Origin of the sequence: Kaistia terrae (genome assembly GCF_026344005.1) — a bacterium.
GTDB lineage: Bacteria > Pseudomonadota > Alphaproteobacteria > Rhizobiales > Kaistiaceae > Kaistia > Kaistia terrae.
On the sequence record NZ_JAPKNH010000006.1, the window covers coordinates 270,903 to 285,437 of the forward strand.

Sequence of the window (14,535 nt, forward strand, 5' to 3'; positions counted from 1 at the left end):
ATGTACATGCTTGTGTCTGGGCGTTCCCCCGCATCCCGCCGTTAGTCATGGTACGGGATATGGTATCGGGCCGTCCGCCGCGCTGGTGATACCATAGTGGGGGGATGCATGGCGCTCACGGATGCCGCTTGCCGAAACGCGAAGGCTTCGGAGAGAGACTTCAAACTGAGCGATTCCGGTCAGCTCTATCTGCTCGTTCGTCCGAATGGCTCAAAACTTTGGCGTCTGAACTACCGATTTAATGGTCGCCAGCGAACACTTTCACTCGGGTCCTATCCGAAAGTCAGTCTTTCGCAGGCTCGTGCCGTGCGTGAGGCGTCTAAGGACAAACTCGCCGCGGGATACGATCCCGGCCAAGTGGATCTCCCCGACGGGATGCTCTCAATCTCGCGGCAATTTAAAACCGTTGCGACAGAGTGGTTCAATGGCAAGTCGGTCAATTGGGTGCCCGCCCATGCCAGTCGAGTCTGGTCGCGCCTTGAACGAGACGTGTTTCCCGCTATCGGCTCGAAGGATGTTGCAGCAATAAACCCAGGGGAGGTGCTAGCCATCATTCGAAGCGTCGAAAGCCGAGACGCCTTGGACGTCGCAAAGCGGATTCGTCAAACTGTCAGCTCTATCTTCCGCTATGCCGTGGCATCGAGCCTGGCGACACTAGATCCTGCCGCCCCCTTAGTGGATGCGCTGCGTCCCAAGCCCCGAGTGAAGCATATGGCGGCCCTGCGCGAGGGGGACCTGGCTGAGTTTTTTGAGCGGCTTGGGTCTTATGATGGAAATCGGCAGACAGCACTCGCCATCGAACTCGTTGCTCATACGTTTGTTCGCACCAAGGAGATCCGGTTTGCGCGATGGCGCGAATTGGAACCGGATTTATGGCGCATCCCGGCGGAGCGAATGAAAATGGGCAAGGAGCACATTGTCCCGCTCACTCCCCATGTACGGACGCTGTTTGCGGCGCTTCGAGACCAATCGGACGGGAGCGACTGGGTATTCCCTGGCGAAAAGCCCGGTAAACCGATCTCCGAAAACACGATGATCTTCGGTCTCTATCGTATGGGGTACCATTCGCGCGCGACCATTCATGGCTTCAGATCCACGGCTAGCACCATCTTGAACGAGAGTGGTCTGTGGCGACCAGATGCGATTGAGCGGCAACTGGCTCATGTTCCGAAGAACGAGGTCCGCAGTGCTTACAATGCTGCACTCTATCTCAAGGAGCGCGCAGAAATGATGGAATGGTATAGCGCCTTCCTGATGGAGCGAGCCCAGGAACAAGGCCGATAAGCTCCGCGACCGATGTAACTGTGCATGGAACTCAGGGCAACGATCGCTCTTAAGTTGTGAGACGACCCTCTTCATATGCCCCCAAGGCATGAGCCGGAGGTCAGCGAGTGAACCGCGGCGATCTAGGCTCGTCGACATTGGAGGAGGCTAACATGCAGAAGGCAACTGAGGATCGATTCACATTCGACTTGGGCAGCTTGCCTACGGGCGAATTTGTGAAGCTGTCTGATGCATTGGATCTGGCCTTTTACGGCGGCATTCCCTCTGTCAGGTATGAGGGTCCATTTCGCCTACCCCCTGAAAACGACCGGGAGTACGCAATCACTAATGCAGGCGAGTGGGTCTTGATCACGGATGGGGCACAGCTTCTCGGACCCAAGGACGTGGATATAGCCAATCCTGGGGCCATCCTTTTCGGCATTGACGACGACTCCATCCCCGACCCGGTACAACTCGCCGCGGCCGACGATGCGTGTCAGGCGAGGCGCTACCAGATCTATCTGAAAAACGAGGCAGTCGTTTCAACTTCGTCCGGGGGGCGCCAAGCGGGCGAGCTTGCTGCACGAACTCCCCGCCGACTAGATGTCGCTATCATCGACGGGTTTTGGCAAGCAGAGATCGGACGCAGAAGGACCAAGTTTCTCAGCCAGCTGAACGCCGCGGCTCGAGCCGGGGACGTGCGATTCATGGGATTGCCTGTCGACGAAGCCTGGATACTGGAGCCGAGCACCTTCAGCAAAATGCCACAGGAAATTCCCACCGCTTACTTCGTCGAGGATCGAAACTTTGATGAGGACAGTTGCATCCATGCCATCGGCGAGGCCGCTCCAGAGCCGGACTACGATGGCTCCACGGAGAGCGGCCGATACGTGTCTTATCGCGATGTGGTCGTCGAGCGGGCATCTTACCTTCGCTTTCTGAACACCTACTATCCCGCGGTGTTGAATCCCGCTGTGGCCCACGAAAAATTAAAATCTCAAAATGCCATAAAGCGCCTCACTCAAGAACTCCGCGAGCGTCCCAAGTTGGCGAAGGCGGAAGCGGCCAACATCGTTGGTTGGGGAGTGCGCAGTCGTCCGTTCGACGTGATTTGGAAGAAGGCACGGGACGGGGCCGGCCTCGATCCTCTGGCCCCGCCCGGACGCAAGAAGCAATCAGCGCAGACTTAATCGACGCAGAATTTTAATCGACGCGGCTATTTCCAGCTACCGCGGTCGCTCATGTCTCGGTCGTTCAGACACATTCTTACGTGTCGCAACGAATGGGACGACCATGAACGCGAACATTTCTCGGCCGGCGGCCAACACGGTAGCGGAGGTTCTCCGCCGGGTCGGCATCAGCCGCACGAAGTTCTATCAAGAGATCAACGCCGGCCGGCTGAAGGCCCGCAAGATCGGCAGCAAGACCGTGGTCCTGGAGACAGATCTCCGGGCCTATCTGGACGCGCTGCCCTCCTACGATGGTCGCTCGGAGTAAAGCCGTGCGCTCACGGTCTCTCCCGCTCGTCCATCCCCTCCGCCCGTCGCCTGGAGAGTTGATCCTCGCCCTGGCGGAGATGGAACGCTTTATCCCGTGCGATGACGTGATGGGCATGAAGGAAGCGATCTCGTGACCGCTTCGCCCCGCATGCCGATCTCGGTTGTCGAAGAGTTGGCCGTAGCTTCGGACCTCACCGCTGAAGAATACGGCGCCTACATGCTGCTCCGCATGCATCAGTGGCAGTATGGGTTACTCCCCACGGATAACGATCGGCTGTCGCGGATTGCCCATGTCGCGGCTGACGAGTGGCCTCAAGTGGCCTCGGTAATCCGGCCCCGGTTTGGCCCGAACTGGCGTCACGAGGACACCCACCGGGCCCGTCAGAAAAGCGCCGCCACGCATGAGCGGCTGTCGAATGCAGGCAAGAAGGGCGGAAGCTCGAAGGGAACGGCAAAGCCCATCGCAAGCCCCGCTACTGCCCAGGCTGCAAGCCAAGGCCCAAGCCCGGCTTCGGCCGGGCTTGGGCCTGAGCTGAGCCACACCAGCAGCGAGGCTTCCTTGGTGGGGAAGGCGGGCGACAAGCCTCCCTTTCCCGCCATTGCTGATCCCAAGGCAGCCCGTGCTTGGCTACTTGAACGTAGCGTCTTTCCTGGCGACCTGGACGAACTCCAGCGGCTTCTCGTGGCAGGCAAGCTCACGCCCGCGATCCTGGCGAGCTCCGCGCCATGACGAATAAGCGCAGCAAGCGAGAAGATGCTTTGCCGATGCCGGATCTGTTCGATCTGCCCGTCCTCACGAAGCCGCCGGAAGAGAGCGGCACTGCGGTTCCGCCCGCGGCTCCACCCACGTCGGAAAAGTCAGAGAAGCGAGCTCGGAAGCCCTTCAAAATCTTCCATCCGCAAAAGGCCAAGCAGCATCGCAACTATAGCCGCAACCAAGTTCTGGAACTCTATGGCATCACCCGAAACACGGTGACCAACTGGATCAACGAGGGATTGATCACGGTACCCGGCTCTCCGGTCTTGTTTCGCGGCGAGGATCTGAACGCGTTTCATCAGGCGCGGCGTGCTGGGGCGCGGTGGAACTGCTCTCCCGGAGAATTCCTCTGCTTCCACTGCAAGAAGGTGTCTTCGCTGATCGGGCACGCAGCTGAAATGCGCTGGAGCAGCGACTGTGCCGGCACGCTCCGTTGGGTCTGCCCTTCCCCCTCCTGCGGCAAGCCGAGCGGCACTTATCAGTCGCGCACTCAGGTCCAGCTTCTGGAAGAGCTGGGAGTCAACCTGACCTCCAGCGAAGACGACTACTCTCCTTCTCGCCATCCCGGTGAGATTGTGCAAATCCACCCTAATTCAGAGGTCATACATGAACCCGTCGAATGAGCGGCTTCGGCACGACTATATCGCGCACCTGAGCGAGGCCAAGAAGCACGGTGAAAAGACCATCGATGCTGCCATGCGTCACCTGACCGAGCTTGAACAGTTCATGGGTGGCAAGAACTTTGAGAGCCTCACCAAGTCGCAGGCCAAGGCATTCACCGACCATCTGCACCAGCGCCCCTCCCAGGCTGGCGCCGAGACGCTTTCGGACTCTTCCATCGTCCATACGTTGTCCGACCTGAAGGTGTTCTTTGACTGGCTCACCACCATCAAGAATCGGAAGGTCGACCTGGAGGCGGTTGCCCGGCTCACGCCTTCTCGGCGCGTCGTGATGGGGCTCAAAACGCAGCCGGACAAGGCGTCGCCCACCGCAGATAAGATCCGCCAGATGCTCGCTGTCCTGACAGATCAGACGGTGTTTCAGCGGCGCAACCGGGCGTTGATCGCTTTCATCTATCTGACCGGCATGCGCGTTGGCGCCGTCATCTCGGTGCGCTGCAAGCATGTGAAGCTTGCGGACCGTCAAATTTTTCAGAACGCACGAGAGGTGAACACGAAGTTCGGCAAGAATATGCTCACCAGCTGGTTTCCGGTTGGCGAGGATATCGAGCAAATCGTGGTCGCCTGGGTCAAGGAGCGCCTCGAGGGCGGGACTGACCCTGACTCTCCTCTGTTCCCGGCCCGGCCTCGCTTCCGGCTCCCTGGGGACGCTACGCGGGAGAAGGAGGCGTTCTGGAAAACCTCGCAACCGGTGCGCGAGGTCTTCCGATCAGCCTGCGGGAGCGCTGGCATTGACTACATCAATCCACACTCTGTTCGCGCTACGCTGATGCTGCTGGGCCTCGATGCCTGCGCCACCTGGGAGGAGCTCAAGGCATGGAGCCAGAATCTAGGGCATGAGAAACTGGACACGTCGCTGGTTCACTACGGCAAACTAGATACCAACCGTCAGAACGCCCTGATGCAGGGCCTTGTGCGAACGGATCTGACGGTGCGCGAGGAGCAGGAACTTCTCATGCTGTACCGTCGCTTTCCGGCGAAAAAGCGGGCCTCGCTTCTGGATGTCCTGACAGTCGGTTAGCTACTGGACGGCCGCACGCAACTTCGTGGGCGGCGAAGAGACCAAGTAGATCCAGCGCCCGCATTCGCGGGCGTTGGTGTTTTTTAGCGGAAACGAAACGAAGGTCTGCATCGCGTCCGAGATTTCGAAAGCGCATGTAGGGACACTTACAGGACCTCGACACCGGCAAGGTTCTCACCATTGGCTACGGCCACAGCTCGGACGGCGACTATGTCGTGCAGCCGGGAGCGGTCATCAGCGAGGCCAAGGCCGAAGCGCTGCTGAAGCTGGATCTCCGCGAGGCGGAATCGGCCGTCTCGTGCTTGGTGAAGGTACCTCTCACCGATAACCAGTTCGCCGCGCTCGTCTCCTCCGTCTTCAACGTCGGGGAGGGGTAATTCAAGCGCCTCACCCTGCTCAAGAAGCTGAACAAGGGCGACTACGCGTCGGTGCCGTTCGAGCTTTTGAAATAGGTCAATTACAACGGCAAGCGCATGACCGGACTGGTGAACCGCCGCAATGCCGAGGGCTGGCTCTGGGTGAAGGGATCGTTCGTTTCGAGCGCGTCGGTCCCGGCCGAACCGCCGAATCCGAGCGTTTTGACGAAGCCGGAGATCCTGACGCCCATCGCGGGCGCGGCTGGCACCGTGATTGCCGCGGCGAACGGCCCTGGTCCCATCGCCTACCGCCCCCTGCCACCGCCGCCCTGCATCGTCGGTGCAAGGCTTCGGTTGAGCAGGTGCACGCCAAGGTGAGCAAGCTTGAGGAAGAGCGGGAAAATCGCAACCTATAGGCATCGTACCAATTTGGCTCTTCTGCTCCTAGTTCAGGCAGGTGCCTTGGCCGACCTATCGCAGCACGAAGCCAGAGCCATACTCGAGTGCCAAGGACTGAAGCTTTTCATTGAGCTGCTGGTCGGATTCAGGGTGATCCGGTAGGCGGCTACGGCAACGATCCACAGCCGCGCCGACATCCACAGGCTCACGGAACTCGACCGCAGTCATGACTTCGGAAATCAATAGCTCGGTCATCATCAACATTTCGGTCGACTTCAATTTTGGGTTGCGCATTGGCGGCCTGGTTGCCAGGTTCCGGATCTCGATCGCACAACGATGAGGAGGTGTATTTGTTCCCGCGTAAGCGAGGATCGGCGAATTGATACCTCACTGATATCAGCCTCCTCGATTTGTGCGGACGGGCAGAGATAGGCTCTGCCCGCACCGGTATTCACGCGCCGTCGGGGCGGTCCCAGAACCGCAGTGCCGCGCATGCCTGAACGAAGCCCTTCGCATCGGCGGGCTGAGCCAGCTTGACGAACCCCTTGTCGAGTTCCTTCGGCAACCCTGCCTTGGCGAATAGTGGCATCGCGGTCTGCGTGAACCCACAGAACTTGTAATGCGCATAGGCATCGGCGACGAAGTCGCGCGCCGGCGGAAGTTTTAGCAACGCCGCGACGCCCGCCTCGCTGACCAGGATCGCCACCGCGTCAAACAGCACCGATGGGCCGCCGTCGATCTTGCGATGCGCAGGCAGGTGCGTGCCGTCGCTCGCCTTGACACCACCCACTGTTGGCGCAATGCGTTCCACGGTGGCGCCAGCCTCCGTGGCGGCAGTCTCGACCGCCTTCAGCAGGCCGGTATCGACGCCATCGGTAATCAGGATGCCCAACTTGCGGCCCTTGAACTGCTTCGGACCGTTCTTGAGGATGCTCAACGCGTCGGACGGCTTCAGATCCATCTTTGGTTTGGCTGCCGGCGGCGCAGCTTTCGGCAGGGCGCCAAGGCCGAGGCCGGTAGCCACTGTCTGCGCCAGATCCGTATCGATATTGAGCAGGTGCGACACGACGCGTTCCCGGATCGCCAGCGTTTCGCAATTGCTCAGTTCGAATACCAATGCTGCACCGATATGCTTCTGCTCGACCGATGTCTGGCTACGGTAAAATTGTCGGGCTTGGCTGTAGTGATCGGCAAAGCTCTCCGCACGCAGCCGGACCTTGGGACCTTCCGCTTCCTGGGCGATTGTCTGGAAGCCCTGCATCGGCGCCTCGCGCGGTCCGCCGATCTCCGTTCCCCAAGAGTTTGGCTCGTAGTTGGCTCGTCCCTTGGGATTGGTAAAGGCCATGTGGCCGTCTTGCTGGAAGTGATGGAACGGGCACTTGGGCGCGTTGATCGGCAGATGCGCGAAGTTGGGCCCGCCAAGCCGCTTAATCTGGGTGTCCAGATAGGAGAAGTTCCGGCCCTGCAGCAGAGGGTCATTGGAGAAATCGATGCCGGGAACAACGTTCTGTGTCATGAAAGCGACCTGCTCGGTCTCGGCGAAGAAGTTTTCGGGCATGCGGTCGAGGACGAGGCGGCCGACCGGCGTCACCGGCAGTACATCCTCCGGGATCAGTTTTGTCGCGTCGAGAATGTCGAAATCGAAGCTGTCGGCGAATTCCTGGTCAAAGGTTTGAAGGCCCAGCTCCCATTCAGGATAATCGCCGCTCTGGATAGCGTTCCAGAGATCGCGGCGATGGAAATCGGGATCGGCGCCGTTGATCTTCACCGCCTCGTTCCAGACCACGGATTGCATGCCGAGCTTCGGCTTCCAGTGAAACTTGACGAAGGTGGATTGTCCCTCGGCATTGACCAGCCGGAAGGTATGCACACCGAAGCCTTCCATGAAGCGGAAGGAGCGCGGAATGGCGCGATCGGACATGACCCACATGATCATGTGCATCGATTCCGGCATGAGCGACACGAAATCCCAGAAATTGTCATGCGCACTCTGCGCCTGCGGGAAATCGCGGTCCGGCTCCTGCTTTACGGAATGGACGAGGTCTGGAAAATTGATCGCGTCCTGGATGAAGAACACGGGGATGTTATTGCCGACCAGATCCCAGTTTCCCTCCTTGGTATAGAACTTGACGGCAAAGCCACGGACGTCGCGCGCCAGATCGGCGGAGCCCTTGTTGCCGGCGACTGTGGAGAAGCGGACGAAGACCGGCGTCTTCTCGCCGGCTCGCTGGAAGATGTCGGCGCGGGTTAGGTCCGTCAGCGGCTCGTAGGTCTCGAAGAAGCCGTGAGCACCATAGCCACGCGCATGCACGACCCGTTCGGGGATGCGCTCGTGGTCGAAGTGGAATATTTTCTCACGGAAATGGGCGTCCTCCATCAGCGCGGGCCCGCGCGCGCCCTGTCGTAACGTATTCTGGTCGTCGGAGACGGGAGTGCCCTGTTGGGTGGTCAGGGTGTCGTAGCCCGCGTCGGCTGTCTGGTGTGTCTCGCCGCCCGCGCCGCGATTGACTGCTTGCTCGCCCAGCATGACGGACGAGTTCGAACGGCCCTTCTTGTCCATGACGTTCCTCCGAGTGGTGGTGCTTGGATGAATGCGCCGTGCGAGCAGTGTGGCGACGGCAACATACTAACGGAGGCCCACCACGATCTGTTCCCCCGTCTAGCGTGGTTGGTGGCACACCGGTCTGGGACAAAAGGGCTGCAGCGCCCGGCGTGTGAACTGCGTTGGCTGCAGAGAACAGCTAGACTTTAGAAGAGGCCCTGGCCGCTTCGCGCCTTTGTAAGGCTTCAGTGCCGAGTGGCGTCGGTCGATAGCAATTTGCCATCATGTGAACGAGCCCGTCCGCCAACAGCTGCTTGAGTGTTTCCCCATCCCGCAGAAGACACTCCTGCGGGTTGGCAATATCCGTCAGCGTTTGCCACTCTTGATCGGTCAGCTCGCGCATCCCCGTATCCCCTAAAATGGGGCGGGGCCCAAGGGCCCCGCACTCTGCTCAAACCAGATCGTTGTTCAGTCCGACGCGATCCCGCTGCGGCAACGGCGCATCCGGGTCGAACCTGGTCCACCCTGCCGTCTCGTAATCGCTACGACGGCGTTCTAGGTCGACAGCGCGTGCGTCATGCAGCACGCCGCGAGCGAGTTCAGCCTTCTCGTCAGCGACGCGGGCGGTCACGAGCGTGCCGCCGCGGCGAACGCCCTCGGCATATACATGCGCATCGCGCTCCGGCACGCCGGATTCCGTCAGGGCGCCGACGATACCGCCAGCTGCGCCACCGACGACCGCGCCAGCGGCGGCGCCGGCTGCGGTTGCGATCAGCCAGCCAGCCGCCACGACCGGGCCGACGCCCGGAATGGCCACGATGCCAAGACCGGCCAGAAGGCCGCCCAAGCCGCCAAAGGCGGCGCCAATGCCTGCGCCGGCGCTGGCATCAACGGCAACATCCGAAGCATCGACGTCGCCGTCGACATTAGAAGCCACCACGCTGATATCATCGCGGGCAATGCCCAGAGCCTGAAGATCGCGGACGGCGGCAGTAGCCTCTGCGTGCGTGTCAAACAGTCCGGAAACGGTCGTAGTCATGAGATGTCCTTTCAACTCGAAACTTACTTGCTGGTGACGTTGCCCTGGAAGTCGACGGCGACGTCCATCATGGCTCCGCCCTTCGATGCCTTGCCGCGCCAGATGCCTTCAGCATCCTTGACCAGCGCCGAAACATCGGTGTAGCCGGCGTCGGTGACGCGAGCGCGGGCCTGATCTTCGGTGAAGCTGTTCGCACCGGCCACCGGAGCGGCTGGGTTCGTCTGCTCACCAGCAACAGCCGGGGTCTTTGCTTCCTCCGCAAAAGCGGGAGCGGCGGAGGCAGCGATCAGAAGGCCGGCGAATACGAGGTTCTTCATGTTGGATCTCCAGATCTAGACAAAGCTCTCCCGGCCACGGCAAACCGTGTTGCAAAGGGCCGGGAGAAGGAAGAGCGAGGGGCGGTTAAGCGCGAGCGGCCGTGCGGCCTTCCTCGGCGCCGGCATTGACGCCAGCTTCGGCGATCTGCGTGAGCAACGCATCCGCCTTGTGCTCCTCCTGGAGCGTCTGATCGAGAAGCGTGGCGGCGTCCTTCATGCCAAGCTGTGTCGCCCAAGTCTTGAGCATGCCGTAGCGGGCAATCTCGTAATGCTCGATGGCCTGGCCACAGCCGATCAGGACGGCGTCAGCGGCGGCGGTTCCGCCGAAATCCTCCAGATCTTCTTCCATCTCGGCCGTGATACCTACCATGGCATCGCAGGTCTTGCCGCGTGCCGGCTTGCCGAGAATTTCGAAAACCTGCACCAGGCGTTCGACATGGCCCTCGCTTTCTTCGGCGTGGTCCGTGAAGGCCTTCTTCAGCTCAGGAGACTGTGCAGCCTTCGCCGACTTCTTGCACGCCTTTACAGATTGCTTCTCGGCAAAGTAGACATCCTTCAACGTTTCATAGAAAGCGTCGGAGAGATTCTTTTCTGTGGGCATGATTATCCTCCAGCACAATGACTTCTTCTTGGTGGTTATTTCTCGATTACTGGTATCAATCCCTTCGCCCGATGTTCGTTCCATAAAATCAAGACGACCAAGATAATCGTTCTGCACGGGCTTAATGCGTAGACTGAGGACCCTGAAGCGCCAGACGCACCTTTCCCGATCGAGCTTGCTCCTCTGCGTCAAGGGCAAAGGGGGCACGACCATAAAGTGCGAACTTCGCGATCCCCCGCTCGTGCGAGCCCTGCGGCGCATTCACTCTTTGGCCGATCCGCGATTGATCCAGTTTCGCGATTCCGCCGGGCAGGTCCGGCCCATCCATTCGCAGGAAATCAAAGACTGTCTGCGGAGGATTTCCGGGGCGGAAATTTCGGCGAAGGATTTACGCATGTTGGGCGCCAATGCGCTCGCTGCCGAGCATCTCCCACGCCTGACTCCTGCTTAGAGCGAGAGTGCGCTGCGTCGGCAACTCAACTCGGCCATGCGGCTTGTGGCGGACAATTTAGGCAATACGCCCGCGGTCGTTCGGAAAAGCTACGTTCATGTCAGCGTTGTTGAAGCCTTCGCCAGCGGGAAGCTGGCGGAGGTCATTGTGCGGGTTCGAGGCGGTCGAGCCCGGAATAGAGCTGAAAATCTCCTCCGAGCCCTTATCAGCGGCCAAGAGAGTGGTTGAATGTTGTAAGTTCTCTCTTTGTAATGACCAATGCGTTCCCAGCCCGTTGCATGCAAGGTGACTACGCCACGACAGGCAAAATCCCCCCATTCTGGATGACGGCAAGTTCGGTCAAAGCGAGACGAATGTCCTCGCTGGTGTCGCCATACGCCAGGCAGAGAGCAGAAATGCGAGTGCAGGCCATATCGACATCCAGAATGCGGTGGGCTTGAGATGCTAGAAGCACCTCGCCCAGGACAAGCTCGAGCATAAAGTTGGACATCTCACTTGCCTCATTTGGAGCGCCGGCCGCCTAGTCATCAGGCTCTAGTTATCGATCATAGCAACGTTGAAGAGCTGAAGCTCGTTCCCGCAAGAGGGAACCGCCGCCTGGTATGACGTGCAGAAGGCTTATCATGTGGCAGAAATGCCCGGCCGCGAATGAACTGCAAAATACGGTTTTCCCTGACGAAGCTTAGCCACCCCTAGCTATTGATCCCGAGCCACCGTCAACTCTACGCTAGGGAAGGGGGCTCGATCATGACACGTACCACCATTACACGCACGCTCGTCTACGCAAGCCTTATCGCCGCTTCGATCTTGCTGTGGTTGGCGCCGATAATGCTGGCTGTCGATGTAAGCGCGGCGTTTTAGTCAACCATCATCGCCTGCGGGCCTTTGCCGGGCATCTCGAAGACTATGAAGCCTCAGGCGGCATCTACTAACCATCAGAGCCCAGATCAATAACGGTGATATGATAGGCCTGTGGGGTAGCATCACACGGTCGAGCCACTTATCGTCGACACCTATCGTAAATGAGTTAAAGATTTCCGTCGAAGACGTAAATATAATCTATATTGGGATTACCAATTTTGAATGCTTATATTGCTGCGCCAATAGCGCTTTTGTGTTTAATTTTGGCAACGCTGATGGGGATGTGGATTCGAAGGCGTCTGCCCAATCATCACCTTGATGGCGATGCAAAGGATGTCATCAAGCTTGCGATCGCTATCATAGGCACATTGTCGGCCCTCGCTCTTGGGTTGCTAATTTCATCGGCAAAGGTCACGTACGAGAACGCAAACACCGAGTTGAAGACTTCAGTCGCGCGCGTCGTTCTGCTGGATCGAACGATGGCCAAGTATGGGGCTGAAACACAAGCCGCGCGGCACGACTTACGAAAACTGATTGAGGCACGGCTAACCTATGCCTGGGATCCGGACGCCTCCGAAGCTGCAGAGCGTTCCGCTCCGTCGTTAGAGCCGGTGGAAGACGCTCTGAGGGGCTTGGTGCCATCGACGGACACAGAGAGGAACCTGCAAACTCGGGCACTTGCGATTAGTTGGGAGATTGCCGAGGCCTACTGGGTTCAAACAGAGGCGGTAGGGGGCGGGCTTCCAAGGCCGTTTTTAATGGTATTGGTCTTTTGGCTCGCTGTCCTGTTCGGAACCTTTGGCCTGCTGGCCCCAACCAATGCAACCGTATTCATCATTTTGCTAACGTGCGCAGTGTCGGTAAGTGCAGCGATCTACCTGATTGTCGACATGGACCACCCCTATATCGGCTTTATCCACGTTTCAGACGCTCCGCTCAGAGCTGCCTTGGTCGAAATGGGCAAGCCCTAGATCGACGGGTCAGTGTCTATCGGTGCCACGTCCGTTCCCGCAGCGACCTTGAATTGGGACAGTACTCTGCAAGAGGGCAGAGTCCCCGGGTGTCGTAAGCAAGCTGCTCGACGCGTAGATTTGCGGTGGTAGACGCTCCGCCTTGCCTTGCCTGGGCGAGTACGGCACGACGGACACCCCCAATATTTCCCATAGCCAACCCGGCAGCCGAGGGTGGCGATCACCTTCCGCACCCGAACCTTAGCGCTCCCATTCGTCGCTGAAGGTGTTCTTCTCTCCGCGCATGAGGCATTTCAACTCCCAAGCGGTTGCCAGGCAGCCCCGACAAAGAGGCCGGCAGGGCTCGCGCTTGATGTTGTGCCGCATACACATGATCGCAGCGATCCGATCGCGGTTGGGATTGGCGAGATAGGCGCGCAACGCCCGAAGAAGGAGGTCGGCAGTATCGTGCGAGATCCGCGCGCCCTTCTGCTGACTCACCTTCTGCTCGAGCCGGGCGCAGACTGCCCATGGCGAGAGCGGGCGGTTTACGTCGTCACTGTTCATTGTTGATCTGGCAATCGGCCACGCACAAAGCCGTATGAAACGCGGCTGGCCCGAATATCGACCGCGAGAAGCAGCGTCTCGAGGGCCGCTCGTGCATTGCCATTGTGAGCCGCCAGCAAACTGTCGACGCGCTCGTCCAATGCGATCTGCGTCTCATCCGAAATAGGTATAGCGGGCACGCCCATCGAGGGTCTCCAAATTCGATGTTCTTATTTTGTTCTCATCGATCGAAGAGTCAAGCAACCTAGGAGTTGAATCCTATGCACCGTTTCGAACCAAGGAGGCAGGGGCTTCCTTTTCGCGACAGGCTCGGTAGGCTCAGGGCATGTGCAACCTCTATTCGATGACCAGAACCCAGGATGCCATTCGCGCGTTCGCCAATGCGATGCGCGACCACGCCGGCAATCTGCCGCCCCTCCCAGGCATCTTTCCTGACTATCCGGCGCCGATCGTGCGCAATGCGCCGGACGGGGTCCGCGAACTGGCGCTGGCTCGATGGGGTATGCCGTCTTCATCATTTGCTTTGATGGAGGCTACCAAGAAGCGCGCGGCCAAGCTTGAGGCGAAAGGCACGGCGGTCGACTTCAAGGAGTTGCTGCGGATGGAGCCGGACACCGGCACGACAAACGTCCGTAACGTTGCCAGCAAGCACTGGCAGCGATGGCTCGGCGTTGCCAATCGATGCGTTGTACCCTTCACCAGCTTCTCGGAGTTCAACAAGGCCGAGGGCGGCGACGTCTGGTTCGCTCTGTCCGAGGATCGCCCGCTCGCGTTCTTTGCCGGGATCTGGACCAACTGGACCAGCGTGCGGAAGGTGAGGGAGGGCGAGACGACGAACGACCTCTTCGCATTCTTGACGACCGAGCCGAATGAGCTCGTCGCGCTGATTCACCCGAAGGCGATGCCGGTCATCCTGACGACGCCGGAAGAGATTGAGGTCTGGATGACGGCGCCGGCGAACGAGGCGTTGGCTCTGCAACGACCCTTGCCAGATGGCTCGCTTCGCATTCTGGCGCGGGGTCAGAAACAGGACGGTGGATCGTCCGCTTTGCTAGGTACCGGCGAGCCGCTGCTGCTCTGAGCAAAGCATTCAAGCAGCAAGGCATTCGAGTCATGCCAGCGCGCAGCATAAACCTAGCCTGTGATGACTGCGTCTTAGCTATCACCGACATCTAGATCGTCTCAGAATGATCTGGCTCAGGGGCCGCCCCCACGGCTAACGACGCTCGGGC

At 59.5% G+C, this 14,535-nt stretch carries 18 protein-coding genes and 1 pseudogene; 9 read left to right on the forward strand and 10 right to left on the reverse strand.

Annotated elements, in window-relative coordinates; translation table 11 throughout:
- The first annotated feature begins 108 nt into the window (after positions 1–108).
- From OSH12_RS18175 to OSH12_RS18205, 7 genes and pseudogenes are all read left to right on the forward strand, one after another.
- Complete coding sequence (locus OSH12_RS18175; protein WP_266345005.1) at positions 109–1,284, forward strand: tyrosine-type recombinase/integrase; 1,176 nt, start codon at positions 109–111, stop codon at positions 1,282–1,284.
- Between the two features lie 152 nt (positions 1,285–1,436).
- Positions 1,437–2,453 (forward strand): hypothetical protein, encoded by a 1,017-nt coding sequence (locus tag OSH12_RS18180; protein ID WP_266345006.1) that lies wholly within the window; start codon positions 1,437–1,439, stop codon positions 2,451–2,453.
- A gap of 103 nt (positions 2,454–2,556) precedes the next feature.
- A complete protein-coding gene (locus OSH12_RS18185) occupies positions 2,557–2,760 on the forward strand; it encodes a helix-turn-helix transcriptional regulator (protein ID WP_266345007.1) in 204 nt (67 codons plus the stop codon).
- A gap of 132 nt (positions 2,761–2,892) precedes the next feature.
- The gene (locus tag OSH12_RS18190) at positions 2,893–3,492 is read left to right on the forward strand and encodes a DUF1376 domain-containing protein (protein WP_266345008.1); all 600 of its coding nucleotides are present in this window, start codon (positions 2,893–2,895) and stop codon (positions 3,490–3,492) included.
- On the forward strand, positions 3,489–4,142 hold the full coding sequence (locus tag OSH12_RS18195; protein ID WP_266345009.1) for a helix-turn-helix domain-containing protein: 654 nt from the start codon (positions 3,489–3,491) through the stop codon (positions 4,140–4,142). Before OSH12_RS18190 ends, OSH12_RS18195 begins: the two co-directional genes overlap by 4 nt.
- Positions 4,126–5,220 (forward strand): tyrosine-type recombinase/integrase, encoded by a 1,095-nt coding sequence (locus OSH12_RS18200; RefSeq protein ID WP_266345010.1) that lies wholly within the window; start codon positions 4,126–4,128, stop codon positions 5,218–5,220. Before OSH12_RS18195 ends, OSH12_RS18200 begins: the two co-directional genes overlap by 17 nt.
- A 170-nt stretch (positions 5,221–5,390) precedes the next feature.
- A pseudogene (locus OSH12_RS18205) lies at positions 5,391–5,597 on the forward strand (lysozyme); the annotation flags it as partial.
- A gap of 80 nt (positions 5,598–5,677) precedes the next feature.
- On the opposite strand, the gene OSH12_RS18210 reads toward OSH12_RS18205, so the two are convergent.
- From OSH12_RS18210 to OSH12_RS18245, 8 genes are all read right to left on the reverse strand, one after another.
- Positions 5,678–5,878 carry a hypothetical protein gene (locus OSH12_RS18210; protein WP_266345011.1) on the reverse strand — a complete coding sequence of 67 codons (201 nt, stop codon included), beginning with the start codon at positions 5,876–5,878 and terminating at the stop codon, positions 5,678–5,680.
- A gap of 169 nt (positions 5,879–6,047) precedes the next feature.
- Complete coding sequence (locus tag OSH12_RS18215) at positions 6,048–6,239, reverse strand: hypothetical protein (protein ID WP_266345012.1); 192 nt, start codon at positions 6,237–6,239, stop codon at positions 6,048–6,050.
- A 187-nt stretch (positions 6,240–6,426) separates the two neighbouring features.
- On the reverse strand, positions 6,427–8,535 hold the full coding sequence (katE, locus tag OSH12_RS18220; RefSeq protein WP_380222998.1) for a catalase: 2,109 nt from the start codon (positions 8,533–8,535) through the stop codon (positions 6,427–6,429).
- A gap of 181 nt (positions 8,536–8,716) precedes the next feature.
- Positions 8,717–8,920: a hypothetical protein gene (locus tag OSH12_RS18225; protein ID WP_266345013.1), complete on the reverse strand. Its 204-nt coding sequence runs from the start codon at positions 8,918–8,920 to the stop codon at positions 8,717–8,719.
- A 48-nt stretch (positions 8,921–8,968) separates the two neighbouring features.
- Positions 8,969–9,556 carry a general stress protein gene (locus OSH12_RS18230; protein ID WP_266345014.1) on the reverse strand — a complete coding sequence of 196 codons (588 nt, stop codon included), beginning with the start codon at positions 9,554–9,556 and terminating at the stop codon, positions 8,969–8,971.
- A gap of 23 nt (positions 9,557–9,579) precedes the next feature.
- Positions 9,580–9,873, reverse strand: a complete 294-nt coding sequence (locus OSH12_RS18235) for a PepSY domain-containing protein (RefSeq protein ID WP_266345015.1) — start codon at positions 9,871–9,873, stop codon at positions 9,580–9,582.
- 85 nt (positions 9,874–9,958) lie between these two features.
- A complete protein-coding gene (locus OSH12_RS18240; RefSeq protein WP_380223037.1) occupies positions 9,959–10,474 on the reverse strand; it encodes a YciE/YciF ferroxidase family protein in 516 nt (171 codons plus the stop codon).
- A gap of 740 nt (positions 10,475–11,214) precedes the next feature.
- On the reverse strand, positions 11,215–11,415 hold the full coding sequence (locus OSH12_RS18245) for a hypothetical protein (RefSeq protein WP_266345016.1): 201 nt from the start codon (positions 11,413–11,415) through the stop codon (positions 11,215–11,217).
- Between the two features lie 589 nt (positions 11,416–12,004).
- Between OSH12_RS18245 and OSH12_RS18250 the strand changes: the two genes are divergently transcribed.
- Positions 12,005–12,757, forward strand: coding sequence for a bestrophin-like domain (locus tag OSH12_RS18250; RefSeq protein ID WP_380223003.1), 753 nt, complete (start codon positions 12,005–12,007; stop codon positions 12,755–12,757).
- Between the two features lie 240 nt (positions 12,758–12,997).
- Here the strand turns inward: OSH12_RS18250 and OSH12_RS18255 are convergent, their stop codons facing one another.
- Together OSH12_RS18255 and OSH12_RS18260 are read right to left on the reverse strand one after the other, a co-directional pair.
- Positions 12,998–13,303: a hypothetical protein gene (locus OSH12_RS18255; protein ID WP_266345017.1), complete on the reverse strand. Its 306-nt coding sequence runs from the start codon at positions 13,301–13,303 to the stop codon at positions 12,998–13,000.
- Positions 13,300–13,488 carry a hypothetical protein gene (locus OSH12_RS18260; RefSeq protein ID WP_266345018.1) on the reverse strand — a complete coding sequence of 63 codons (189 nt, stop codon included), beginning with the start codon at positions 13,486–13,488 and terminating at the stop codon, positions 13,300–13,302. The genes OSH12_RS18255 and OSH12_RS18260 overlap by 4 nt, the downstream gene beginning before the upstream one ends.
- Positions 13,489–13,628: 140 nt before the next feature.
- Here OSH12_RS18260 and OSH12_RS18265 point away from each other — a divergent pair, with 140 nt between their 5' ends.
- Complete coding sequence (locus OSH12_RS18265) at positions 13,629–14,384, forward strand: SOS response-associated peptidase (RefSeq protein WP_266345019.1); 756 nt, start codon at positions 13,629–13,631, stop codon at positions 14,382–14,384.
- Positions 14,385–14,535 lie beyond the last annotated feature (151 nt).

Excerpts from the sequence above, each read along its gene's own strand:
- OSH12_RS18195 (WP_266345009.1), top strand. The coding sequence starts at position 3,489 with ATGACGAATAAGCGCAGCAAGCGAGAAGATGCTTTGCCGATGCCGGAT.
- OSH12_RS18245 (WP_266345016.1), bottom strand. The coding sequence starts at position 11,415 with ATGTCCAACTTTATGCTCGAGCTTGTCCTGGGCGAGGTGCTTCTAGCA.
- OSH12_RS18260 (WP_266345018.1), bottom strand. The coding sequence starts at position 13,488 with ATGGGCGTGCCCGCTATACCTATTTCGGATGAGACGCAGATCGCATTG.
- OSH12_RS18175 (WP_266345005.1), top strand. The coding sequence starts at position 109 with ATGGCGCTCACGGATGCCGCTTGCCGAAACGCGAAGGCTTCGGAGAGA.
- OSH12_RS18215 (WP_266345012.1), bottom strand. The coding sequence starts at position 6,239 with ATGTTGATGATGACCGAGCTATTGATTTCCGAAGTCATGACTGCGGTC.
- OSH12_RS18180 (WP_266345006.1), top strand. The coding sequence starts at position 1,437 with ATGCAGAAGGCAACTGAGGATCGATTCACATTCGACTTGGGCAGCTTG.
- OSH12_RS18185 (WP_266345007.1), top strand. The coding sequence starts at position 2,557 with ATGAACGCGAACATTTCTCGGCCGGCGGCCAACACGGTAGCGGAGGTT.
- OSH12_RS18255 (WP_266345017.1), bottom strand. The coding sequence starts at position 13,303 with ATGAACAGTGACGACGTAAACCGCCCGCTCTCGCCATGGGCAGTCTGC.
- OSH12_RS18230 (WP_266345014.1), bottom strand. The coding sequence starts at position 9,556 with ATGACTACGACCGTTTCCGGACTGTTTGACACGCACGCAGAGGCTACT.
- OSH12_RS18225 (WP_266345013.1), bottom strand. The coding sequence starts at position 8,920 with ATGCGCGAGCTGACCGATCAAGAGTGGCAAACGCTGACGGATATTGCC.
- OSH12_RS18235 (WP_266345015.1), bottom strand. The coding sequence starts at position 9,873 with ATGAAGAACCTCGTATTCGCCGGCCTTCTGATCGCTGCCTCCGCCGCT.
- OSH12_RS18210 (WP_266345011.1), bottom strand. The coding sequence starts at position 5,878 with ATGGGACCAGGGCCGTTCGCCGCGGCAATCACGGTGCCAGCCGCGCCC.
- katE (WP_380222998.1), bottom strand. The coding sequence starts at position 8,535 with ATGGACAAGAAGGGCCGTTCGAACTCGTCCGTCATGCTGGGCGAGCAA.
- OSH12_RS18240 (WP_380223037.1), bottom strand. The coding sequence starts at position 10,474 with ATGCCCACAGAAAAGAATCTCTCCGACGCTTTCTATGAAACGTTGAAG.
- OSH12_RS18200 (WP_266345010.1), top strand. The coding sequence starts at position 4,126 with ATGAACCCGTCGAATGAGCGGCTTCGGCACGACTATATCGCGCACCTG.
- OSH12_RS18265 (WP_266345019.1), top strand. The coding sequence starts at position 13,629 with ATGTGCAACCTCTATTCGATGACCAGAACCCAGGATGCCATTCGCGCG.